Annotated in this window: 17 protein-coding genes; 7 read left to right on the forward strand and 10 right to left on the reverse strand. The window is 44.0% G+C overall.

Annotated elements, in window-relative coordinates; genetic code table 11:
• Position 1: 1 nt before the first annotated feature.
• Positions 2-847 carry a DmsC/YnfH family molybdoenzyme membrane anchor subunit gene (locus L4C38_RS02690; protein ID WP_428795968.1) on the forward strand — a complete coding sequence of 282 codons (846 nt, stop codon included), beginning with the start codon at positions 2-4 and terminating at the stop codon, positions 845-847.
• Positions 848-972: 125 nt separating this feature from the next.
• On the opposite strand, the gene L4C38_RS02695 is transcribed toward L4C38_RS02690, so the two are convergent.
• The gene (locus tag L4C38_RS02695) at positions 973-1224 is read right to left on the reverse strand and encodes a DUF3081 domain-containing protein (RefSeq protein WP_428795969.1); all 252 of its coding nucleotides are present in this window, start codon (positions 1222-1224) and stop codon (positions 973-975) included.
• Between the two features lie 196 nt (positions 1225-1420).
• Between L4C38_RS02695 and L4C38_RS02700 the strand changes: the two genes are divergently transcribed.
• Positions 1421-2695: an MgtC/SapB family protein gene (locus L4C38_RS02700; protein WP_428795970.1), complete on the forward strand. Its 1275-nt coding sequence runs from the start codon at positions 1421-1423 to the stop codon at positions 2693-2695.
• A gap of 61 nt (positions 2696-2756) precedes the next feature.
• On the opposite strand, the gene pta is transcribed toward L4C38_RS02700, so the two are convergent.
• Together pta and L4C38_RS02710 are read right to left on the reverse strand one after the other, a co-directional pair.
• Positions 2757-4922, reverse strand: a complete 2166-nt coding sequence (pta, locus tag L4C38_RS02705; RefSeq protein ID WP_428795971.1) for a phosphate acetyltransferase — start codon at positions 4920-4922, stop codon at positions 2757-2759.
• A 141-nt stretch (positions 4923-5063) separates the two neighbouring features.
• Positions 5064-6260 carry an acetate kinase gene (locus L4C38_RS02710; protein ID WP_428795972.1) on the reverse strand — a complete coding sequence of 399 codons (1197 nt, stop codon included), beginning with the start codon at positions 6258-6260 and terminating at the stop codon, positions 5064-5066.
• Between the two features lie 473 nt (positions 6261-6733).
• Here L4C38_RS02710 and yfbV point away from each other — a divergent pair, with 473 nt between their 5' ends.
• Entirely contained in the window at positions 6734-7186 is a 453-nt protein-coding gene (gene yfbV / locus L4C38_RS02715) for a terminus macrodomain insulation protein YfbV (protein WP_428795973.1), read from the forward strand.
• A gap of 83 nt (positions 7187-7269) precedes the next feature.
• Here the strand turns inward: yfbV and ald are convergent, their stop codons facing one another.
• Complete coding sequence (ald, locus tag L4C38_RS02720) at positions 7270-8394, reverse strand: alanine dehydrogenase (protein ID WP_428795974.1); 1125 nt, start codon at positions 8392-8394, stop codon at positions 7270-7272.
• Between the two features lie 156 nt (positions 8395-8550).
• On the opposite strand from ald, the gene lrp reads away from it, so the two are divergent.
• The 3 genes from lrp to L4C38_RS02735 all read left to right on the forward strand — a co-directional run bounded on the left by lrp (position 8551) and on the right by L4C38_RS02735 (position 12917).
• Positions 8551-9045 carry a leucine-responsive transcriptional regulator Lrp gene (lrp, locus tag L4C38_RS02725; RefSeq protein WP_006710825.1) on the forward strand — a complete coding sequence of 165 codons (495 nt, stop codon included), beginning with the start codon at positions 8551-8553 and terminating at the stop codon, positions 9043-9045.
• A gap of 242 nt (positions 9046-9287) precedes the next feature.
• A complete protein-coding gene (locus tag L4C38_RS02730) occupies positions 9288-12236 on the forward strand; it encodes a DNA translocase FtsK (RefSeq protein WP_428795975.1) in 2949 nt (982 codons plus the stop codon).
• 117 nt (positions 12237-12353) lie between these two features.
• Positions 12354-12917 carry a DinB family protein gene (locus L4C38_RS02735; RefSeq protein ID WP_428795976.1) on the forward strand — a complete coding sequence of 188 codons (564 nt, stop codon included), beginning with the start codon at positions 12354-12356 and terminating at the stop codon, positions 12915-12917.
• Positions 12918-12991: 74 nt separating this feature from the next.
• Here L4C38_RS02735 and dsbB read toward each other — a convergent pair whose 3' ends face one another.
• Both dsbB and nhaB read right to left on the reverse strand, forming a co-directional pair.
• Positions 12992-13510: a disulfide bond formation protein DsbB gene (gene dsbB, locus L4C38_RS02740; RefSeq protein WP_428795977.1), complete on the reverse strand. Its 519-nt coding sequence runs from the start codon at positions 13508-13510 to the stop codon at positions 12992-12994.
• Positions 13511-13595: 85 nt separating this feature from the next.
• Complete coding sequence (gene nhaB, locus L4C38_RS02745) at positions 13596-15185, reverse strand: Na(+)/H(+) antiporter NhaB (protein WP_428795978.1); 1590 nt, start codon at positions 15183-15185, stop codon at positions 13596-13598.
• Positions 15186-15825: 640 nt separating this feature from the next.
• Here nhaB and fadR point away from each other — a divergent pair.
• Positions 15826-16665, forward strand: coding sequence for a fatty acid metabolism transcriptional regulator FadR (gene fadR / locus L4C38_RS02750; protein ID WP_428795979.1), 840 nt, complete (start codon positions 15826-15828; stop codon positions 16663-16665).
• A 49-nt stretch (positions 16666-16714) separates the two neighbouring features.
• On the opposite strand, the gene L4C38_RS02755 is transcribed toward fadR, so the two are convergent.
• The 4 genes from L4C38_RS02755 to L4C38_RS02770 form a co-directional block, all read right to left on the reverse strand.
• Positions 16715-17755 carry a hybrid-cluster NAD(P)-dependent oxidoreductase gene (locus L4C38_RS02755; protein ID WP_428795980.1) on the reverse strand — a complete coding sequence of 347 codons (1041 nt, stop codon included), beginning with the start codon at positions 17753-17755 and terminating at the stop codon, positions 16715-16717.
• Between the two features lie 89 nt (positions 17756-17844).
• Positions 17845-19503: a hydroxylamine reductase gene (hcp, locus tag L4C38_RS02760; RefSeq protein ID WP_428795981.1), complete on the reverse strand. Its 1659-nt coding sequence runs from the start codon at positions 19501-19503 to the stop codon at positions 17845-17847.
• Positions 19504-19702: 199 nt separating this feature from the next.
• Entirely contained in the window at positions 19703-21229 is a 1527-nt protein-coding gene (gene norR / locus L4C38_RS02765) for a nitric oxide reductase transcriptional regulator NorR (protein ID WP_428795982.1), read from the reverse strand.
• A gap of 146 nt (positions 21230-21375) precedes the next feature.
• Entirely contained in the window at positions 21376-22545 is a 1170-nt protein-coding gene (locus L4C38_RS02770) for a DUF1887 family protein (RefSeq protein ID WP_428795983.1), read from the reverse strand.
• Positions 22546-22586: the final 41 nt, after the last annotated feature.

Genomic DNA, 22586 nt, shown 5'->3' on the forward strand with positions numbered 1-22586 from the left:
TATGGCATGGCATGAATGGCCGCTCATCGTTTTTACGGTATTGGCTCAAACTTCAGTTGGTGCGTTTTTGGTGTTGGCAACAATGTTGCTAACTAAGCAGTTATCGACAGGCGCGGAAGAGCGCCTTCATAAAGCTATGTTCGGTCTTTGGGCGGTAATGGGGCTAGGTTTCTTAGCATCTATTATGCACTTAGGTAGCCCATTGCGAGCAATGAATTCGCTGAATATGGTTGGTAGCTCTTGGTTGTCTAACGAGATTGCTTCCGGTAGCGTATTTTTCGCCCTAGGTGGTTTGTTCTGGTTGCTATCAGTGCTAGATAAAGGCAGCGAAGCGATTCGCAAAGGCTTAATGCTAGGCGCAATGGTCGTTGGTGTTGTGTTTATGTATGCAATGGCAATGGTGTATATGATTGATACCGTGCCTACTTGGTATACAAGCCTTACGCCAGCAGCGTTTGTTGCAACAATGGTGGTCAGTGGTGCGGCTTTAGCACAACTGTTACTCGCGATTGCTAAACACGATAGCGCATGTGCAGGCAAAGCGTTGCCAATGATTGGTCTTGTTGGTTTGTTTGCAGTTGCGATTATAGTTGTGCAGCTTTCTGCTCACTTAGGTTCAATTGAAACCAGCGTAACAACGGCATTGGCTGTTGTACCAGACTACACCTCGCTACAAACAACACGCTTAGTGTTACTTTCTGTGGGCGTTGCATTGTGGTTATTGCCACTGGTGCGCCGTACTTCAGTAACAATCGCACCAATGTTTATTGCATTTGTAATGATAGTGGCATCAGAGCTGATTGGTCGTGGAGTGTTTTACGGCATGCACATGACAGCTGGTATGTAGTTGTACATAACCCATAGCTATAACCAAAAGCGATAATAGCTCCCTATAGGACAAAGCCCCAAACACGTAAAGTACTGGGGCTTTTCTTTTGCTAATACTCGTCTGAGTGATATCAATTCTTCGCTCTACTTAGCAAGCGTGGTTACTTTTTTGAGGAAGCTATCTCTGAGGTGTTCTTGGTCGTATTGTAAATGGTAGGTATTATGAAAGCCTACTTTAAGCTCTACTCCATTTCCGCGAAGAAAGACGTTGTATCCATCAAAATCTGAAAACGCTTCTACACCCTCGTAAATTTTGCCATATTCAGTTGGTGTGCCGTTACTCATTACACACTCATACGCCTGCAATACAATTCTCGGATCCAGCTCGTTTTTCATCGTGATTTCCTCGCCAAAGTACACAATTTTAGTATGGTTAAATATTTAGTGACGCGCCAACCAAATAGGCGAACAAATGGCTCATCATCGTACAAACTATTAACCAATTCACAGTTCAATTTGGCGATAGGCTTAAACTAAAGATAACGAGAGTGTTTTATTTTCCTAAGTAACAGCGTGAATTGGCGAGGTGGCTATGGAGTTAAGTACATTTGTCGGTGAACAACACACTATTTGGAACCTTATTATTGCCTTGCTGTTAGGTGCGATAGTCGGAACGCAGCGTGGCTGGGTGATGCGTAATAACGAGGATGGTAGCCGAGTTGCGGGTATTCGCACATTTTCACTTGTCGGATTGCTGGGTGGTTTAGTGGGTATTCTTGCGAAACATTACTCGCCGTTGTTGATTGGTTTTGCTTTAATTGCCTTGGTTATCTTAGCGTGTATCGCGTTTGTAATTCAGCAAAAAAAGAGCGAAGACATCAGTATCACGGGTGTGGTCAGCCTTATTGTTACTTATGTTTTGGGCACCTTAGCTGTCTCTGGTGAGGCGGTTTTAGCCGCAGCAGCAGCGGTGATCACCGCGATGGTGTTGGATAACAAAAAAGAGTTACATCAAGCATTACAAAAACTACAAGAATATGAATTGGATGCGGCATTAAGATTACTGCTAATTTCGATCGTATTACTGCCTTTATTGCCAAATCAATCTTTTGGTCCGTGGAATGCGCTTAACCCATATGAAATTTGGTGGATGGTAGTATTGATCGCCAGTATTTCTTTTGTTGGTTATTTCGCGATTAAAATTGGAGGTGCAAAACGGGGGATTTTGTTTACCTCTGTGTTTGCTGGTTTAAGTTCTTCAACCGCATTAACTTTACAGTTTTCTCATCTCTCGCGAGAGCAACCCAATATTAGCCCTCTGCTCGCCAGTGGAATATTGATCAGTTGTGGCACTATGTTTCCTCGTTTGCTTATCGTTCTCACGGTGATAAATCCACAATTGGTTAAGTTGTTGTGGCCAATTGTCCTGGCAATGATGGTTGCGCTTTACTTTCCAGCTTGGTGGATATGGCGAACGAGCGATGTGAGTACAGTAGAGCAGTTAAATCAGAAATCGAATCCTTTGGCTCTTCAATCGGCACTGTTTTTCGGCGTAGTTTTGGCGGTAATTATGTTGCTTTCTCACGCATTGTCGGACTGGTTTGGCAGTGCAGGTACTCTGATTTTGGCGGCGCTCTCGGGTATTACCGATGTCGATGCGATTTCATTGGCGTTAGGGAGACAAAGTACTCAGCACTTAAGTGTTACTACAGCAGCATTGGGCATTATTATCGCGGCTTCGGTCAATACGATCGTTAAAATGGGGATGGTGGTGAGTATTGGAGATAAACAACTCTGGAAGCGCGTTGCACCCGTGATGATAAGTTGCGTTGGAGTCGGCGGGTTGATGTTCTTAGCTGTTTACTGATTCGGATATAAAAAAACCCTCGCAAGAGCGAGGGTTTCGAACTTATGCAGAAGCGAGGTGATTAGTTAACCACTTTCTCTTGCGCTTGGTCAGCTTGATCAGCTTGAATTGCCGTTAGAGCTACTGTGTACACGATATCGTCTACTAGAGCACCACGAGACAAGTCATTTACAGGCTTACGCATACCTTGCAGCATTGGACCGATAGAAACTAGGTCTGCTGAGCGCTGTACCGCTTTGTAAGTCGTGTTACCAGTGTTTAGGTCTGGGAATACGAATACAGTCGCTTTACCTGCTACTGGAGAGTTAGGTGCTTTAGAAGCCGCTACGTTCTCCATGATCGCTGCATCGTACTGTAGAGGACCGTCGATGATTAGATCAGGACGTTTCTCTTGAGCTAGTTTGGTTGCTTCACGTACTTTATCTACGTCAGCACCTTTACCAGACTCGCCAGTTGAGTAAGAGATCATTGCTACGCGTGGTTCGATACCAAATGCAGCTGCAGAGTCAGCAGATTGGATTGCGATTTCAGCTAGCTGTTCAGCAGTAGGATCAGGGTTGATCGCACAGTCACCGTAAACCAATACTTGGTCAGGTAGTAGCATGAAGAACACTGAAGAAACGATAGACGCGTTAGGTGCAGTCTTGATGATCTGGAACGGTGGAACGATAGTGTTTGCTGTGGTATGAACCGCACCAGATACTAGACCGTCAACTTCACCCGCTTCAAGCATCATTGTACCTAGGAATACAGAGTCTTGTAGCTTCTCACGAGCAACAACTTCAGTCATGCCTTTCGCGCCACGTAGCTCAACTAGACGAGCAATGTAGTTTTCACGAACTGAATCAGAATCGATGATCGTTACGCCAGCGCCTAACTCAACACCTTGCTGTGCTGCAACGCGTTTGATTTCTTCTGGGTTACCTAGAAGCACACATTCAGCAATACCGCGTTCTGCACAGATTGCAGCTGCTTTTACTGTACGTGGCTCGTCACCTTCAGGTAGAACGATGCGCTTACCAGCTTTACGAGCGAACTCAGTAAGTTGGTAACGGAATGCCGGTGGGCTTAGACGACGAGACTTTTGAGTGCCTTCAGTCATAGACTCGATCCAGTTGCCGTCGATGTGACCTGCAACGTGATCGTTGATGAACTCGATACGTTCTTTATCGTCTGCTGGAACTTCTAGGCTGAAGCTTTGTAGGTTCAGCGAAGTCTGCCAAGTGTTACCTTGTGCTTTGAAGATTGGTAGACCAGTGTCAAACGCTGGCTTACATAGATTTTCAATTTCAGCAGGGATATCGTAACCGCCAGTTAGTAGTACAGCACCGATCTCCACGCCGTTCATTGCTGCTAGAGAAGCGGCAACGATAACGTCTGGGCGGTCTGCTGATGTAACTAGTAGTGAACCTGGTTTGAAGTGCTCAATCATGTGCGGTAGAGAACGCGCACAGAAAGTGATGCTCTTAATACGACGAGTGTTAAGGTCACCTTCATTGATGATGTCAGCATTTAGGTGCTGTGCCATATCAATTGCACGAGTAGCAATTAGATCGATAGACCAAGGCACGCAACCAAGTACGCGGATTGGGCTAGTATTGAAGATCTGCATTACTTCAAGTTGGTTTTGGCTCGCAACATCTGCATCATCAAAGATTTCAGAAAGATCTGGACGAGTACGACCAGCATCATCAACAGGAGCGTTTAGCTTGTTGATGATAACACCTGAGATGTTCTTGTTCTTAGTGCCGCCGAAGTTAGAACATGCTACTTCGATACGCTCTTTTAGCTGAGATGGGTTATCTGTGCCAGGCGTTGCAACTAGAACAATTTCTGCGCCAAGTGTAGCAGCAATTTCTGCGTTCAATTGGTTAGCGAATGGGTGTTTACGAGTTGGTACAAGACCTTCGATTAGCGTTACGTCTGCATCTTTATTGATTCTGTTGTAACGTTCAACAACCGTCTCTAGCAGCTCGTCCATGTTGTCGTTGCCGATCATATGTTCAGCTACAGACATCATCATTGGTTCGCCAATCTTCATATCGCTGTTAAAGCCAACGATAGTTGAAGTTAGATCAGGTTCGTCACCACCACTGCGTGGCTGTGCGATAGGCTTGTAGAAAGAAACTTTTACGCCTTTGCGCTCCATGGCGCGAAGTACGCCCATACTTACACTAGTTAGACCAACACCAGCGCTAGTAGGGATAAGCATAATAGTACGAGACATTCGTATGGGTACCTTTTGCTATTGTGATCAAAGCTTAAATGTGCATTCCATGCATGGGACCAAGGAGAAGAAACACTTGTGCCCCCGTTACCTTCCATCCTAAGAAAAACTGGCTAGCCAATGGCTAACCAGTTAATTCGATTAAAGACCTGCTAGACGAGCAGTGTCTTCTGCGATAACTAACTCTTCGTTAGTAGAGATAACCATCGCTGGGATACGGCTGTTTTCAGTAGTGATAACGCCTTCTTTGCCGAAACGTGCTTTTAGGTTTGCTTCGCTGTCTACTTCGATACCGAAGATAGCTAGACGGTTAAGAACCATTTCACGGATTGGACCAGAGTTTTCGCCGATACCGCCAGTGAAAGTGATTGCGTCTAGACGACCTTCTAGAGAAGCAGTGTAACCAGCTACGTATTTAGCTAGGCGGTGACAGAATACATCCATCGCACGAGTTGCAGCTTCTTTCTCGCCGTAGTTTTCTTCAACGAAACGACAGTCAGAAGTCACTTCAGTTAGACCAGCTAGACCAGATTCTTTAGTTAGCATGTTGTTGATTTTTTCAACAGAGTAACCAAGGTTGTCATGCAGGTGGAAGATGATAGCAGGGTCGATGTCACCACAACGAGTACCCATTACTAGACCTTCTAGAGGAGTTAGACCCATAGAAGTATCTACAGATTGACCATTCTTAACTGCACATACAGAAGCACCGTTACCTAGGTGACAGTTGATGATGTTTACTTCTTCAACTGGCTTGTCTAGTAGAGTTGCAACTTCACGAGTGATGAATAGGTGTGAAGTACCGTGCATGCCGTAACGACGGATGCCGTGCTCTTTGTATAGGTTGTATGGAAGAGCGTATAGGTACGCTTCTTCAGGCATTGTTTGGTGGAAAGCTGTATCAAATACTGCAGACATTGGTAGGTTAGGGAATGCTTTTTGAGCTGCCTTGATACCAATGATTGCTGCTGGGTTATGAAGAGGAGCTAGTGTTGCACAGTCTTCAATACCTTTTAGAACTTCGTCAGTGATTAGAGCTGATTGAGTGAATTGCTCACCACCATGAACTACACGGTGACCGATAGCTGCAAGGTTTTCAGAAAGCTCTGGCTTAGAAGCAAGAATAGTTTCTACCATGAAAGATAGTGCTTCAACGTGAGCTGCGCCTTCACCTAGTTGAGCTTCGTGCTTGCCATCAAGTTTCCACTTCATGCGAGCTTCTGGAAGACCAAGACACTCAGCAAGACCGGTTAGGTGCTCTGCACCAGTTTCTGCATCAACAACAGCAAATTTAAGAGAAGAACTACCACAGTTTAAAACTAAAACTAGCTTAGACATGTATGACTACCTGTTAATCGTCTGGAATATCCGAGGCAATAGAGTTCATTACTTGGCAAACTTGAAAAAGGTTCACAACCAAAGGCGTGAACCTGAACTCTTGTTGCCTAGCTTTGATTCCACTTGCGTTGGATATCAAATCAGTTGGGATGAAAAATATCACAAGAATAGCCGAGTCTCTTATAATTAACTGCGTGCCACTTGTGACTAAAAATTTTTAAAATCCGTATATAAAAAGAGGTTGCTTTACCAAGCAATCAACTTGTGCAATCCTTGCAGACGTCTCTCAAAGTTGCCTAATTTGTAAATAAGAGCAACAATGTGATTGAGGGTGTGCAAAGGATAGCGATAATAAAGCAATATAACAAAAAAATTTTGGAAGAATATTAACTTTAGTCAAATTTTTACGTGATTAGTTGAAACTTTCAACTCTTTTTTAGTAAGTCGCCCTGTACTGGAAGTGAGAGAGTAATATGAGTAATAAAGTCGGTATCGTTCACAGCTTGCGTGACGGACAAAAGTACATGGATACTTGGCCGATGCGTAAAGAGCTAGCGCCAATATTTTTGGAGCAGCGCATTATTAAAGCCACGCGGTTTGGTATGAAGGTTATGCCTGCAGTTGCCGCAATAAGTGTGCTTACTCAAATGGTGTTTACTAACTATCAAAGCCTGCCGCAGGCTGTCATCATCGCTTTGTTCGCGATTAGTATGCCAATTCAAGGTATGTGGTGGCTTGGTAACCGCTCTAATACGCAGCTACCACCAGCATTAGCTGGATGGTACAGAGAGCTTTATCAGAAGATTGTTGAAAGTGGGTTCGCTCTTGAACCAATGAAATCTCGCCCTCGTTATAAAGAGCTAGCGCAGATTCTAAATCGCGCCTTTCGCCAATTGGATAAAACCTCGCTGGAACGCTGGTTTTAATTAAACGCGACGATAAAAACCTGAAGTTTAAAAAAAGCGCTCATTAATAAAGTGAGCGCTTTTGTCTTTATATGAGAGAAAGTTTAGTTATACATCTCAATTGCAGTGGTTGGTTCAATGTATTCAAGGTTGAATGCTTCAGCCACTTCTTTACAAGTGACTTTACCGTGAATCACATTTAGCCCCTCCAAGAAGCCTTTATCTTCAAGCAACGCTTGGCGGTAGCCTTTGTTTGCTAGTTTGACAATATAAGGCAACGTCGCATTGTTAAGAGCGAAAGTTGAGGTACGTGCCACTGCTCCAGGCATGTTTGCCACACAGTAATGAACTACATCATCAACAATATAAGTCGGGTCAGCGTGAGTCGTTGCGTGAGAAGTTTCAAAACAGCCGCCTTGATCTATCGCCACATCGACCACCGCCGCACCAGGTTTCATTTTGGTAATGTGATGTTTTGTTACAAGTTTTGGCGCGGCTGCTCCAGGGATAAGTACAGCACCGATCACTAGATCTGCCTCTAGTACATGTTTTTCAATGGCATCTTCGGTGGAATAAACGACTTTTGCACGTCCTTGAAATTCTTCATCTAATTTGCGAAGCGTGTCGATATTTCGATCGAGAATCGTTACATCTGCACGCAAACCAATTGCCATTCTAGCTGCATTAGCACCAACAACCCCCCCGCCAATTATGACAATTTTGGCGGGTTCAACGCCCGGAACCCCACCCAGTAAAAGCCCACGACCACCATGAGATTTCTCTAATGTTTGCGCGCCAGCTTGAATTGACATGCGACCAGCAACTTCTGACATTGGAGCTAGTAGTGGCAAGCGACCCATATTATCTGTTACAGTCTCATAGGCTATGCAGACCGCTTTGCTCTTGATTAGCTCATCAGTTTGTGGAAAATCTGGTGCTAGGTGCAGATATGTAAATAATATTTGTCCCTCTCGAAGCATTGAACGCTCGATAGATTGTGGTTCTTTGACCTTAACAATCATTTCTGCTTTCGTGAAAACGTCAGCAGCCGTAGGAAGAATGGATGCGCCTACAGCGATGTAATCATCGTCAGAAAATCCGATGCCTACGCCGGCTTGGGTTTCAACAAAAACTTGGTGATCTTGAGATACTAGCTCGCGAACGCTAGCTGGAATCATGCCTACTCGGTACTCATGGTTCTTGATTTCCTTAGGTACGCCAATGATCATCCTGACTCCTCATTTTTTTTTGGTTGTAATGACTGTGTGTGGGGTAGTATTGTCGAGTTAATATCTAGTATATAAACAAATGTTTGACATTTGTTACTAAATATTTAAAAGATGTAGTATATATTTTTGCAAGGAAGTAATAAGGTGGAATAAAAAATGGCAGACAACAATAAGAAGCCGTCCAAGGATCTAGACCGTATCGATCGCAATATTCTTAATGAACTGCAGAAAGATGGTCGAATTTCAAACGTCGAACTCTCTAAGCGTGTAGGGCTTTCACCAACACCATGTTTGGAACGCGTTCGCCGCTTAGAACGTCAAGGTTACATTACGGGTTATACCGCTCTTCTTAACCCTCAATACCTAGATGCGTCACTATTGGTATTTGTTGAAATTACGTTAAATCGTGGTGCGCCTGACGTATTTGAACAATTTAATACAGCAGTTCAAAAATTGGATGATATACAAGAATGTCACCTTGTTTCCGGCGACTTTGACTACTTATTAAAAACTCGCGTAGCAGATATGGGTGCATACCGTAAGCTGTTAGGCGATACGTTGTTGCGTTTGCCGGGTGTAAATGACACTCGTACTTACGTAGTAATGGAAGAAGTGAAGCAAACAAACCAGTTGGTAATCAAAACACGATAGTCTGTGAAAAATAGAGTGAACCGCCTTCTAATTTTGAGTGATAGGGATGGAACGCCATACCTTTAACTGAACTCCTTTATGGCACAAGTTCACTTTATTCGAATCAAATAAGGTGTCAGGATAAAATCCTTCCCATATTCTGACGTTAGACAATTGGGTTTTTGACCTTGATATGGTTAAATCTATAGTCCGAGTGGTAGTACCGCTCGGGCTATTTTTTTTCTATTAAAGATAAGTGGGCTATGTTCAAGAAGAACAGCAATAAAATCGAAACAATAATTAAGACTGGAGAAGAGTCCCAAGCTTCTCGTTTGACTGGTCCCGAGCGCCTTAAGGAATGCAGCCTAATCGTAGCTGTGCTTGGCTCTATTTTACTTTCTATTGCATTACTTTCATTTAGCCCTGCCGATCCGTCATGGTCTCAAACGGCATGGGGCGGCGAGATTGCGAACGCAGGTGGTGTCGTTGGAGCTTGGCTAGCTGATTCACTTTTCTTTGCATTTGGTTCGTTGGCTTATACTTTGCCCATCATCATTACCATTGCTTCATGGGTATTACTACGTAAACGTGGTGAAGACGAACCTCTTGATTTCATGCTGTGGGGTACTCGTTTACTTGGCTTAACGGTCCTAATGTTAACCAGCTGTGCATTAGCCGATATAAACTTCGATGACATTTGGTTCTTCTCATCCGGTGGTGTGATTGGTGATGTTCTAACGAGCTTGGCATTACCAACATTGAATGTACTTGGCTCCACCTTGGTGCTGCTATTTCTATGGGGTGCGGGATTAACTCTTCTAACTGGAATTTCCTGGCTGACCATTGTTGACCGTTTGGGTGAGCTGACCATTCGCGGTTTTACGTGCTTAGTTAATCTCATTCGAGGTGAGCGTGATGAAACCATAGAAGCAGAATTGAAAGAGGTTGAAGATTTTGATGTGACAAACTCTGCCTCTGTCCAACCCGATATTACGCCAATTGAGCAAACAGCAGAGCCTCGTCGATACAACATTCATATGCCAGAGGCGGTAAATACGGTTGCAAGTGCCCAACTCACCAATGCAGTGCCAATTGAACAAATTGAATCAGTGGACCCGTTGCCAATTGCTCAACCTCCTTATTATTCTGAACTTGAGTCTGCTGTGTCTGAATCTTCTGAGTCAGAGCCTACGACGCCATTAGAAGAACCACATAACCTAGTTGAAAGAACTTGCCAGTTGGATGCAACGATTGAGCAGCTAGAAGAAGCGGCATTGAATTCAGATGATATGGCTGACCAAGAATTATCTACTTGGCAACAAGACGAAGCGGTACAGCCAAAAACTGAACTGACGCCTGCACCAGAGTCCATGCCTGCTGAAGAACTGCCATGGAACAGTGTGGTTACTGTGGAGCAACCTCTCATTGATGAAGCTACACTGGAGTCGATCAGTGAACACGTTGAGCCAGATCTTAACCACGTTGAACCAACAATCAGCTCATTTGAGGTCGCTGACGTTGAAGAAAGCACGAATACGCAAGATCCGTTATCGCTTGAACAGGCAAGTTCAGAAACGCATCAGCAAGGTGATGAAGTAGAGCAAGATCAAGATGTGGAAACTTTCCAGTCATTGGTGGCTGATGCTCAAGCGAAAGTGGTGGCGCACCACAACCCATTTTTAGTGCAGCGTGAGATAAACTTACCAAAGCCAGCTGAACCCTTGCCAACACTTGCCTTGCTTTACCACCCAGAAAAACGTGAGAACTTTATTGATCGTGATGCGTTGGAAGCGATTGCACGCTTAGTTGAATCGAAACTTGCTGATTACAAAATCCAAGCAACGGTTGTCGACATCTTCCCTGGACCTGTGATCACTCGTTTTGAGTTGGATTTGGCGCCGGGCGTAAAAGTAAGCCGTATATCTAGCCTTTCTATGGACTTAGCACGCTCATTGTCGGCGATGGCAGTACGTGTAGTCGAAGTTATCCCTGGAAAGCCATACATAGGCTTAGAATTGCCAAATATGAGCCGTCAGACGGTGTACTTCTCTGATGTAGTCGCGAGCCAAACCTTTATTAATGCTACCTCACCGACAACCGTTGTGCTTGGCCAAGATATTGCGGGTGAAGCCGTGATAGCCGACATTGCCAAAATGCCGCATGTGCTTGTAGCCGGTACCACAGGTTCGGGTAAATCGGTTGGTGTAAACGTCATGATCCTAAGTATGCTGTACAAAGCATCACCGGAAGATTTACGTTTTATCATGATCGACCCGAAAATGTTGGAGCTATCAATCTATGAAGGTATCCCGCACTTACTCTCTGAAGTCGTAACGGATATGAAAGACGCTTCCAATGCGCTTCGCTGGTGTGTTGGCGAGATGGAGCGTCGTTACAAATTGATGTCGCTGCTTGGTGTACGCAACATCAAAGGTTTTAATGACAAGCTCAAGATGGCTGCAGATGCGGGGCATCCTATCCATGACCCGCTATGGAAGCCGGGTGATAGTATGGATGCAGAAGCCCCCTTGCTAGTGAAACTACCGTATATCGTTGTTGTGGTTGATGAGTTTGCTGATTTGATGATGGTTGTGGGTAAGAAGGTTGAAGAACTGATTGCTCGATTGGCACAAAAAGCACGTGCGGCGGGTATTCACTTGATCCTTGCGACACAACGTCCTTCGGTTGACGTTATTACTGGTTTGATAAAAGCTAACATTCCAACGCGCGTAGCATTTACAGTATCGACCAAAACTGACTCACGTACTATCCTTGACCAAGGTGGCGCTGAATCACTGCTGGGTATGGGTGATATGTTGTATCTAGCGCCCGGCTCAAGCCACACTGAACGGGTTCATGGTGCGTTTGCATCCGATGATGACGTTCATGCGGTGGTAAACAACTGGAAAGCGCGTGGTAAACCGAATTACATTGAAGATATTATCAGTGGCGATCAATCTCCAGACACCTTGCTTCCGGGGGAAAAAATGGACGGTGATGAAGAGATGGACCCATTGTTTGACCAAGTAGTTGAACATGTGGTGCAGTCACGCCGTGGTTCAGTATCCGGGGTGCAACGTCGTTTCAAGATTGGTTACAACCGTGCCGCTCGTATAGTGGAGCAGTTAGAGGCGCAAGGGATTGTAAGTGCTCCGGGTCACAATGGTAATCGAGAAGTATTGGCTCCAGCACCGAGTAGAGATATGAACTAACGTGGCATTGGATTAGGAAAGAGCGCAGGTTAATCCTGCGCTCTTTTAGTTGGCTTACGAGTTAGACTGACGCTGGCTCATGTGTCACTCGTGTTATAGAAAGTAATAGAGGCAAAAATGGACTTATCCTCAAATTTTAGAATGTTAGCGCTATACAATCAGCGAATGAATCAACAGCTTTTAACGGTATGTGAGCCACTTTCTATGGAGCAGTTACACCAACAGACTCAATCGTTTTTTCCTAGTGTTATGGCTCATTGGAATCATATTCTGTTTGCTGACTTAATCATGCTTCAACGCCTAGTGGATAACGACTTAGTTAGCGTTGACCCTGCCGTGCTAAAAACCTTGCCTAAATCGAAATCAGTAAATGATCAGTTTGTCTCAAATATGGATGAGCTTAAGTCGTTACGAGTTTTGATTGATTTAATCTATTTACAAATTATGGCGGATTTAACTGATCTTGATTGTTCGAAAATAGTGCGTTACACCACTACTGAAGGGCGATTAATTGAAAGAAAGACGGGCGAGTTTTATCAACATATTTTCAATCACCAAACTCATCATCGAGGACAGCTAACTTGCGTGTTGAGTCAATTGGGATTGGATTTTGGTTGTACGGATTTACCAGTGATCGTTCCTGAGGGATCTCATGTCTTGTTCACCGGTGAAACGGTGTGACCTTTTTTATATTGAATGGGTAAAAAAGCTGGCTTGATGACCAGCTTCCCCACAAATTGGTTAAGGTCGTTGCGCTATTTATTTTTCACAAACTGTGAAACCACAATTACTGCAAGAGCCACTAAATTGGCGGCAAAAATAACCACTAACCATTGAGGCATTGAGTAGGTTAAGAATTGCCAAACAACTTTTGAACAATCTCCAGTTGCTTCAAACATCCAAGGTGCCCATTTATTTAATGGTGCCCATTCAGGGAAGCGCACAAACAGATCACACGTAGCGAAAGGTGATGGATTAAATTGATAGTCAACGTGCTGCATCGCGAGTTCTAAACCACGATAAGCACTGTAGCCCCATGCCGCTAATCCAGCCCAACGAATAACCAAATTTTGCGGTGCAAGTAAGCCAACAATAGCTGCACCAGCAATGCCCATCATTGCAACTCGTTCGTAAATGCACATCACACAGGGTGGCAATAGCATTACGTGTTGAAAGAAAAGGGCACAAGCTTCAAAGAAAATGATAAAGCCGAGTAGTACCGCCCAAGAAAGGCGGCTTTGAGAGAAGCTCTTCAATGTTGCTAGAAAGTTCAAAGTAGTGTCCTTGTTCAGAAATAAAAAAAGCTCTGATTGCTCAGAGCTTTTTAGCTTGGATCGGTCTGTTAATCAAGAAAAAATATTAGTGCCCACTTGTAATCACATCAGTGAGAGCTTTGCTTGAATGATGTTGAATCCAACCAAGATCATAGAACCAAGCTGTTGTTGGCTCTAAGAAGAATACGATGCCCGCTAAACCAACTAGCGCTAGAACGATAGTGTATGGCAGCGCCATGATGACCATTCGACCGTACGACAAACGAATTAACGGTGCTAACGCTGAAGTTAGTAGGAATAAGAATGCTGCTTGGCCGTTTGGCGTTGCAACTGAAGGTAAGTTAGTACCGGTATTAATCGCCACTGCAAGCATATCGAACTGGTCACGAGAGATCACACCTTCTACCAGCGCAGTTTTAACTTCATTGATATAAACCGTACCAACAAATACGTTGTCTGACACCATTGAGAGCAAACCATTTGCCATGTAGAACAGCGCAAGTTGAGCTCCTTTATCTTCAACCGCTAATACAGCATCGATAACAGGCTTAAATAGCTCTTGGTCAATGATTACTGCAACAATAGCAAAGAATACCGCAAGAAGCGCTGTAAACGGCAGTGCCTCCTCAAAGGCTTTCCCCATTGAGTGTTCTTCGATAACACCAGTAAATGCTGTTGCCAAAATAATTACTGACAGACCAATTAGACCAACAGCTGCAAGGTGAAGTGCAAGTGCGGCGATTAGCCATACTGCGATAGCACCTTGAATCCAAAGTTTAGCCACATCTTGTTTGGTACGTGTTTTGCGTTCTTCTGCGTCAAAATCGACAAGGATATTCCTAACATTATCGGGTAGTTCTGCACCGTAGCCGAACACTTTAAACTTCTCTACCAATGCACATGTGATCAAACCACAGAAAAAAACTGGCACAGTTACAGGAGACATACGAATTAGGAATTCACCAAATTGCCAACTTGCTTGATCGGCAATGATAAGGTTTTGTGGTTCACCTACCATGGTCATTACACCACCGAGTGCGGTACCGACACCTGCATGCATTAGTAGTGAACGCAAAAACGCGCGGTAGTTCTCTAAGTTGTCACGAGTCAGTTCAGGGATCGTCCCATCATGGGTATGGTCATGATCACCGATAGTGTTGCCGGACGCTACTTTGTGGTAAATAGCATAGAACCCGACAGCGACGCTGATAACAACCGCAATTACGGTTAGTGCGTCTAAGAATGCCGATAGGAAAGCTGCCGCGAAACAGAACGTGACAGAAAGCCAAATTTTTGAACGAATACCTAGCAATATTTTAGTGAAGATAAATAGCAGAAGATTCTTCATGAAATAAATGCCAGCAACCATGAAGACAAGCAATAGCAATACTTCAATGTTCGCCACAAGCTCATGTTTCACTTGATCTGCGCTTGTCATGCCAATGGCGACAGCTTCAATAGCTAAAAGACCACCAGGCTGAAGTGGGTAGCATTTAAGCGCCATCGCCAGAGTGAAGATAAATTCTGCTACCAGTAACCAACCCGCGACAAATGGGTCGACGAAGAAAAATACGATAGGGTTAATGATGAGAAAAGCGATAATTAAGACTTTGTACCAGTCTGGCGCTTTACCAAGGAAATTCTTGATAAAGGCATTTCCGATAGACATTGGCATAATACAACTACTCTAATTATTGTTACAACTAAACACTGCTTGCATTTGAGTCTATGTTTTTGGGATAGATGAGAAATAATCCGGACTAACAGCTACTTAGAAAAACAACATTCCGTAATTGCAATGTGGTCTTGCCAAGCTACTCCCTGAGAATGACAAGCACTCCAATTCTTTGAACGTCACTCTACTCTTTGCAAGATTATAGAGTCAATGAATATGTTCTCATTGATAAGGCACGTGGTGCTTTTCTTCTGAAAACGCGATCAAAGTTACGTATGCATAACATAAGAGTTGTAATAAAATCCATTTTTATTCTCATGGTAAGCGAAAGCAAAGAATAAAGAAGCTAACTTTCACATATCAAGCACAATACAGCCATAAAGTTTGCGTATTATGGAAAATTAGATTTCTGTTTTGAGTCTGCATTGGCGGGAACTTTGATTGCATTAAAAAAAGAAAACTTACTTTTTCCTGTGTTTATGCGATGGATCTTACTCACTTTGGTATTGATAGAAATAGTGTTATTACTCTACTTATGTTTTGCGAGAAGTTTACTATCAGTTTGTTTCCGCTAGGTAATAACTAGTGGTATGATGAGTCTTATTGAACCCCCTTATAATAGAATATTGGACGCAGTTTAATGGTCATTAAGGCAAAGAGCCCTGCAGGATTTGCAGAAAAATACATTATTGAGAGTATTTGGAAAGGGCGCTTCCCTCCAGGTTCCATTCTACCAGCTGAGCGAGAGCTGTCTGAGCTTATCGGTGTCACACGAACGACGTTGCGTGAGGTGCTACAGCGCTTGGCTCGAGATGGCTGGTTGACGATCCAACACGGGAAACCAACTAAGGTAAACCAGTTTATGGAGACCTCAGGGTTGCATATTCTCGACACCTTAATGACGCTTGATGCTGGTAATGCGACATCTATTGTTGAAGATTTACTTGCAGCACGTACAAATATCAGTCCTATTTTTATGCGCTATGCATTTAAAGCGAATAAAGAGAGCTCGGAAAAAACGATTCAAAACGTTATTGATTCATGTGAAGCGCTTTTAAATGCAGAATCGTGGGACCACTTTAAGCAAACTTCACCATACGCAGAAAAAATCACACAAAACATTAAAGATGATGGTGAGAAAGATTTAGCAAAACGTGAAGAGATCTTGATAGCTAAAACGTTTAACTTTTACGACTACATGTTGTTTCAACGTTTAGCCTTCCATTCAGGCAATCAAATCTATGGTTTGATCTTTAATGGTTTGAAAAAGCTTTATGATCGTGTTGGTAGTTACTACTTCTCCAAACCGGAAGCACGAAATCTTGCACTGCAATTCTATCGTGATCTTTTAGAAGTGTGTGAATCAGGTAATCGTGAGCAGATTCTGGTTATTGTCCGTAATTATGGTATTGATAGCGGACAAATTTGGCTTGAGATGAAAACAACCTTGCCAACTAACTTCACTGAAGACGACAGTTAGAAAGCCAAACAATAACAAAGCGCCCATCAAAAGATGGGCGTTTTGCGTTTTAGAGTTCGATACTTACATCACTGCTTAGTGTTGAAGAACAAGCAAGCACATAACCTTGGTCAATCTCTTCTGGGGTTAGAGGAGAACTGCTACTGCTTTCTACCAGCCCAACAGTCACCTTGCATTTACATGAACCACAGATGCCGCTGCGGCAAGCGACGATTAAAGGCACTCCGCCTTGTTCTAGAGCATCCGCGAGAAGCGCACCTTTGTTTGCTTGCAGGGTTTTACCGAAACTAGGTACAGAGATGGACACAGATTCATCAACTAGTCTTGCTTCTTCGGATTCTACGCGCGGTGTAAAGCTCTCTTGATAAAACTGGCTCATATCAAAATCGATTTGCTGTAAGTAATCGGCTGTATCCAACATAAATTGGCTAGGTCCGCATAGATAAACTGTACGTTGCTTTATGTCCGGAACGAGCGTCTTTAGCCAATCCGCACTTAAACGACCTTGTGGATAGCCACTAGACTCGGCGTTTTTCAGCAACAGTTTCAAATTAAATTGAGAGTGATTTTTTGCGAACGCTTCAAGCTTATCAAGATAAATCGTTTGCTGAGTCGACCTAGCGATGTGTAAGAAAGTAATATCAACTGGGGTGTCTTCACGTAACCAAGCATTTGCCATTGCGTAGACAGGTGTGATCCCACAGCCTGCACTTACCAACAACACTTTTTTCTGCTGATCAATTTCAATAGGTGGGTGGTCGACACAGTTAAAGTCACCAGTAGGCGCTAGGCACTCTACTTCATCACCAACCGAGAGTGTATCGACGATATAATTTGATACGACACCGTCAACAACTCGCTTAATCGTTAACTGCAAAAATGCTTCACCTGCTAGTGAGCTAATTGAGTAAGCGCGGTATTCCGTCTTATCATCAATCTTTACCCCAAGGGTAACAAACTGGCCGGGTTTGAATTGGAAAGCTTGTTCACCTTCAGCGCTGAGAAGAATCGAAACACAATCTTCAGTTTCAAACCATTTTTCGATACAGCGAAGTTTGATCGGTTGATTTGGATTCAACGAAAAGGGCATAACATATCTCTATTAAATGATAGGAAAAGAACCGCCATACAATACGGTGATTTGCAAAGTATGGCGGATAGGTCTTGCGCGGCAGTGGCTTAACCTAGAATAGTGTTAAGATCTTGTTCAACGGTTGAGATAGAGCGCATGTCGAACTTTTCTTGGATGATAGCGAGTAGGTTGTCGGTTAAGAACGCAGGAGCGGTTGGTCCTGTGTAGATACCTTTTACACCGAGTGCAAACAGAGTCAGCAAAATAACAATCGCTTTTTGCTCAAACCATGATAGTACAAGAGTAAGAGGCAGTTCATTGATGTCACAGTCAAATTCTTTGGCTAGTGCAAGCGCAAGTTGAATCGCTGAGTAAGCATCGTTACATTGACCTACATCCAATAGACGAGGAATGCCATTGATGTCACCAAACTGATTTTTGTTGAAGCGGAATTTACCACACGCCAAAGTAAGAATCAGTGTATCTTCAGGGGTGTTTGCTGTGAAATCAGTAAAGTAGCTACGCTCAGCTTTGTCACCGTCACACCCGCCAACGAGGAAGAAGTGGCGAATATTGCCCTGTTTCACTTGGTCAATGACGGCTGGAGCCGCATTCATTAATGCATTGCGTCCAAAGCCAACAGTGATCATATGCTCGATCTCGTCGTGCTGGAAGCCTGGTTGTGCCAGTGCCGATTCGATTGCTGCTGAGAAATCATCACCTTCAATATGGCTAACACCTGGCCAACCTACGATGCTACGAGTAAAAATGCGCTCAGAATATTGCCCAAGATCTGGGTTAAGTAGGCAGTTAGATGTCATTACGATTGAACCCGGGAAGTTAGCAAACTCCTTTTGTTGGTTCTGCCACGCACTACCGTAGTTCCCTACAAGGTGAGGGTACTTTTTAAGTTCAGGGTAGCCGTGAGCTGGCAGCATCTCACCGTTAGTGTAGACATTGATGCCTTTACCTTCGGTCTGTTGAAGGATTTTTTCTAGGTCATGTAAGTCATGCCCCGATACTAGAATACATTTGCCTTTTACCGGTTTTACATTGACTGTGGTTGGCTCAGGGTGACCGAACGTTACCGTCTCGCCAAGATCAAGTATCTCCATGACTTTGTAGTTCATCAGACCAATTTCCATTGAGCACTCCAATAGTGCGTTTAGGTCTGTTGGTTCTGTGCCAAGCCATGCCATTATTTTGTGAAACTGACCATGAACAGCAACATCAGTTTGACCAAGTACATACGCATGTTCCATGTATGCAGCGGCGCCTTTCAAACCGTATAGGCATAATAGGCGCAAGCCAATTACATCTTCATTTACTTCTTCTTTGCCACGGTTTACTGCTGCATCTGGTGCGAATGCCAGAATTTGTTCTGCGTTTTGCGGTAGCTCAAATTCAGCCACTGGAGGCGCTTCTGCTAGAATGATATTGCTAAGTTGAGCCGCCGCGATGGTTTTTTGCTTGAGCTGTGCTTTGTAAAGAGCCGCTTGGTGAGTGAATTCAAGGATTCGCTCAGGATCGAAGTTAACATTGGTTAACGTTGCAAAGAAAGCGCGTGGTGCCCACGTGTCAATTTCGTGATCGATAATGTCAAATTGGCGTGCCTGTTCAGCCCAGTAAGAAACGCCTTGAAGTGTGTAAACCAGAACATCTTGTAGATCTGAAACTTCAGCAGTCTTACCGCACATGCCTTGAGTAAATGAACAGCCTTTAATTGTAGGTGTTTGAATTGTCTGTTCACATTGAATACAGAACATATTGATTCTCCAGTTTACTTGTAATAATTATCATACGGCTCATCGCCGTTTTGATGTTGCAATGAGGCTGTAAAGCATGGAGTGTGCCAGTTTGTATCTTGTTGATAAATAATAGATATTTTGATTGTTAGTCAGGTGCTTGTTGTCATAAATACAACGACGATGATGTATTTATGACAACAAAGGGGGCGTGGCTGGATTATTTAATGCCGAGTTTTTTCCCCATTCGATAGAGATTACCGCGATCCATTTGAAGAAAATCAGCGGCTTGTGACCAAGTGTTGTTCGAACGGTCTAAAGCATGAGCAATGAGGTTCTTTTGATACAGCTCGACTAATTCACGCATTGGTTGGCTTTCTGACGGGAAAAAGTGCGATGTTATTTTTACATCGTCATGATTTTGTATGTCGTCGAAGTGCTGCAATGTAATGGTTGTCTGCTCGTTCTGTATCGCATGGAGCGCGGCGCGAGTTAAGCTGTGCTCTAATTCTCGAACATTGCCTTGCCATGACTGGCTCTCTAATACTTGTAGAGCTTTAGGGTGAACATGCAAATTAGGTGCATTGAATTGAGTCCGCATTTTTTCCAGTAAGTAGCCAGATAACACCGCTATATCGCCTTCGCGCTGGCGAAGTGGTGGTACGTAAATAGGAAAAACATTGAGACGATGGTAGAGGTCAGCCCGAAATCGTCCTTGTTCCACTTCAACGTCTAGCTCGCGATTTGTTGCGGCAATGATTCGGACATTTACCGTTAAGTGTTGGTCGCTACCTACGCGTTGCAACTCACCTTGTTGAATTACTCGCAATAGTTTGGCTTGCAAGATTAAAGGTAATTCACCGATCTCATCGAGGAAAATTGTTCCTCCATCTGCGAGCTCAAATTTACCTGAACGGTGGCTGTTGGCACCAGTAAACGCTCCTTTTACGTGACCAAATAGTTCGCTTTCAGCTAGTCCTTCCGGTAGCGCGGCACAGTTTACGTAAATCATCGGCTTATCGGCACGATGTGATTGAGCGTGAAGGTTGTGAGCGACAAGTTCTTTACCTGTCCCCGTTTCCCCCCAAATCAGAACCGCGAAATCTGATTTGGCAACCGTGGCAATATTGTTCTTCAGCTTTTCAATTTGTGGACTGAGTCCAATCATTTCCCCTTGTTGGGTGCGCGCTTGTTGAATCAGTGTTTGCGTGACTGAACGGTGCTTTCGGTTTTGAGTCTTAAGTGCATTGAACTGTGCGATGTTGCGCAGAGTAGCAGCGGTTAAGGCGGCGAAAGTGTCGACCATAACGGTATCGAGCTTATCAAATGCGCCAACGTTAAGTGCATCCATTGTTAAAACACCGACCAATTGCCCTTCAACGTATAAACTGCAACCTAAGCAGTCATGTACATCAATCGTTTGTTCTGCGGTTAGCATGACGCCATCAAAAGGGTCGGGTAGTGCGCAGTCTGCATCAAAACGAACGGGTGTTTTAGTTTGCATTATTTGCTGTAATCGAGGATGAGCACTGGGAAAAAACCGTCGACCTAATATTGAATTTGAGACCCCTTTTACCGCCACAGGGGTCAGAAAACCTTGTTCATCAAGGATAAACAATGCAGCAGCATCACAAGGAAAAACTTGACTGATCCCATCGACCAAGTGTTGATATTGCTCTTCACTAGTAAGATTAGCGCTTAGGTTAAGGGCGATATTAAGTAGTGTTTGCTCGACAGGAGAAGGCATAACAAAGCTCTTATTGATTAAAGAGCCAGCATGCTAACAGGATGATGTGAAAATTACATCACAAGATAGAGGGGAATGATGTACGTTTGACAGTGATCAAAAATAAAAGCCTCGCACGAGCGAGGCTTTTCAAACGGTAGATTAGACTAGCAGTCAGAGCAGTCTTCCGAACCGCCAGCTTCAGCGAACCACTGACTTAAGTGATTTTTGAGGTCTTTCAGTTCATCAGGACCAATTAAAGCTAAACCTAAATCTTCTGCTCGGGTGATATCGTTATAGCGTAACGGACGGAAACTCACCAACATAGCGCGTGCTTGTAAGCCGCCTAAAAGGTCACGTAGAGATTCCAACTTGTACAAGGTATCATCACCATCATCACGCATACCTTTCGTCTTACATTCAATGATATGTAGTTTGTTGTTCACAACCGACGCAACATCAAGTTCATTGCGTACTTCACGCTCGCCGAGTTGACGATAAACCTGAACGTTAAGTGAGCGATCTTGAATGGTTGGCATGTCTTGTTGAATTTGACGAACCGTACTGTGAACGAGAGTTTCTAGCCATTCACCGTTAGAGAAACGACGCGCCTCCTCACTGGCAAATGTGAGTATACCGTCTTGATAGGTAGCGATTTGCGCTCCAACTATATCGGAAAGCAACATATTCAACTCGCGGTAGCCTTGTTGCTTTTCAGATAATTCTACATCGAGGCGCTGCTCTTTACGACAAGTGGTCGCAAGATAGTTAAGTGTTGCAAGCCCCGGTCCCAACTCTAGCGCGTTGCTCGCCCATCGTTCACCTAATTCATACAGTTTTTTATCGAGCTGTGGGGGGAGGTTATGTTCGGAAAACTCACCACGCGCACCGAAAATAGTAAGGTAGTCATCAATAGTGATGCGGTCTTCAACTTGGGTATCTTCTTTGCCTTCAGGGTAAAGCCAGCACAGGCGATCGCTATTTGGTTCAACGACAAAAATTGGCCAGTGGTAGCTGCGAAATACTTCATAAACGGAGAGTAGACGGTGACGCAGACCACAACTTGCGTTGAGTTTAATTGCTTCGCCGCGGTTTTTTAGTTCCTCAGCCAGTTGAGTTACTGCGTGCTTAATTCGAGAAGTATTTGCTACATTGGGTATTTCGAAGAACTCAGAGGTGATCTGGCGCTTTGCTAACACACTGTGTAGACGATCATAAATCTCTTTTTGAGTTTCAGTGCCGATAAACACAATGTGTTGGCTAAGGGTTCGATTGTCTAATAATGGTGTGACCAACCGGATTGGGTCTTGGTCGATTATGCCAACATGAATTGCCATAGTTGTTCCTCATGGTTGGCTTGCAAAACGGGGTATTAAGG

Origin of the sequence: Vibrio kasasachensis, from assembly GCF_050337565.1 — a bacterium.
GTDB lineage: Bacteria > Pseudomonadota > Gammaproteobacteria > Enterobacterales > Vibrionaceae > Vibrio > Vibrio kasasachensis.

Excerpts from the sequence above, each read along its gene's own strand:
- L4C38_RS02710 (WP_428795972.1), bottom strand. The coding sequence starts at position 6,260 with ATGTCTAAGCTAGTTTTAGTTTTAAACTGTGGTAGTTCTTCTCTTAAA.
- nhaB (WP_428795978.1), bottom strand. The coding sequence starts at position 15,185 with ATGCCAATGTCTATCGGAAATGCCTTTATCAAGAATTTCCTTGGTAAA.
- L4C38_RS02730 (WP_428795975.1), top strand. The coding sequence starts at position 9,288 with ATGTTCAAGAAGAACAGCAATAAAATCGAAACAATAATTAAGACTGGA.
- fadR (WP_428795979.1), top strand. The coding sequence starts at position 15,826 with ATGGTCATTAAGGCAAAGAGCCCTGCAGGATTTGCAGAAAAATACATT.
- L4C38_RS02700 (WP_428795970.1), top strand. The coding sequence starts at position 1,421 with ATGGAGTTAAGTACATTTGTCGGTGAACAACACACTATTTGGAACCTT.
- ald (WP_428795974.1), bottom strand. The coding sequence starts at position 8,394 with ATGATCATTGGCGTACCTAAGGAAATCAAGAACCATGAGTACCGAGTA.
- pta (WP_428795971.1), bottom strand. The coding sequence starts at position 4,922 with ATGTCTCGTACTATTATGCTTATCCCTACTAGCGCTGGTGTTGGTCTA.
- L4C38_RS02690 (WP_428795968.1), top strand. The coding sequence starts at position 2 with ATGGCATGGCATGAATGGCCGCTCATCGTTTTTACGGTATTGGCTCAA.
- L4C38_RS02735 (WP_428795976.1), top strand. The coding sequence starts at position 12,354 with ATGGACTTATCCTCAAATTTTAGAATGTTAGCGCTATACAATCAGCGA.
- L4C38_RS02755 (WP_428795980.1), bottom strand. The coding sequence starts at position 17,755 with ATGCCCTTTTCGTTGAATCCAAATCAACCGATCAAACTTCGCTGTATC.
- yfbV (WP_428795973.1), top strand. The coding sequence starts at position 6,734 with ATGAGTAATAAAGTCGGTATCGTTCACAGCTTGCGTGACGGACAAAAG.
- norR (WP_428795982.1), bottom strand. The coding sequence starts at position 21,229 with ATGCCTTCTCCTGTCGAGCAAACACTACTTAATATCGCCCTTAACCTA.
- L4C38_RS02770 (WP_428795983.1), bottom strand. The coding sequence starts at position 22,545 with ATGGCAATTCATGTTGGCATAATCGACCAAGACCCAATCCGGTTGGTC.
- hcp (WP_428795981.1), bottom strand. The coding sequence starts at position 19,503 with ATGTTCTGTATTCAATGTGAACAGACAATTCAAACACCTACAATTAAA.
- L4C38_RS02695 (WP_428795969.1), bottom strand. The coding sequence starts at position 1,224 with ATGAAAAACGAGCTGGATCCGAGAATTGTATTGCAGGCGTATGAGTGT.
- lrp (WP_006710825.1), top strand. The coding sequence starts at position 8,551 with ATGGCAGACAACAATAAGAAGCCGTCCAAGGATCTAGACCGTATCGAT.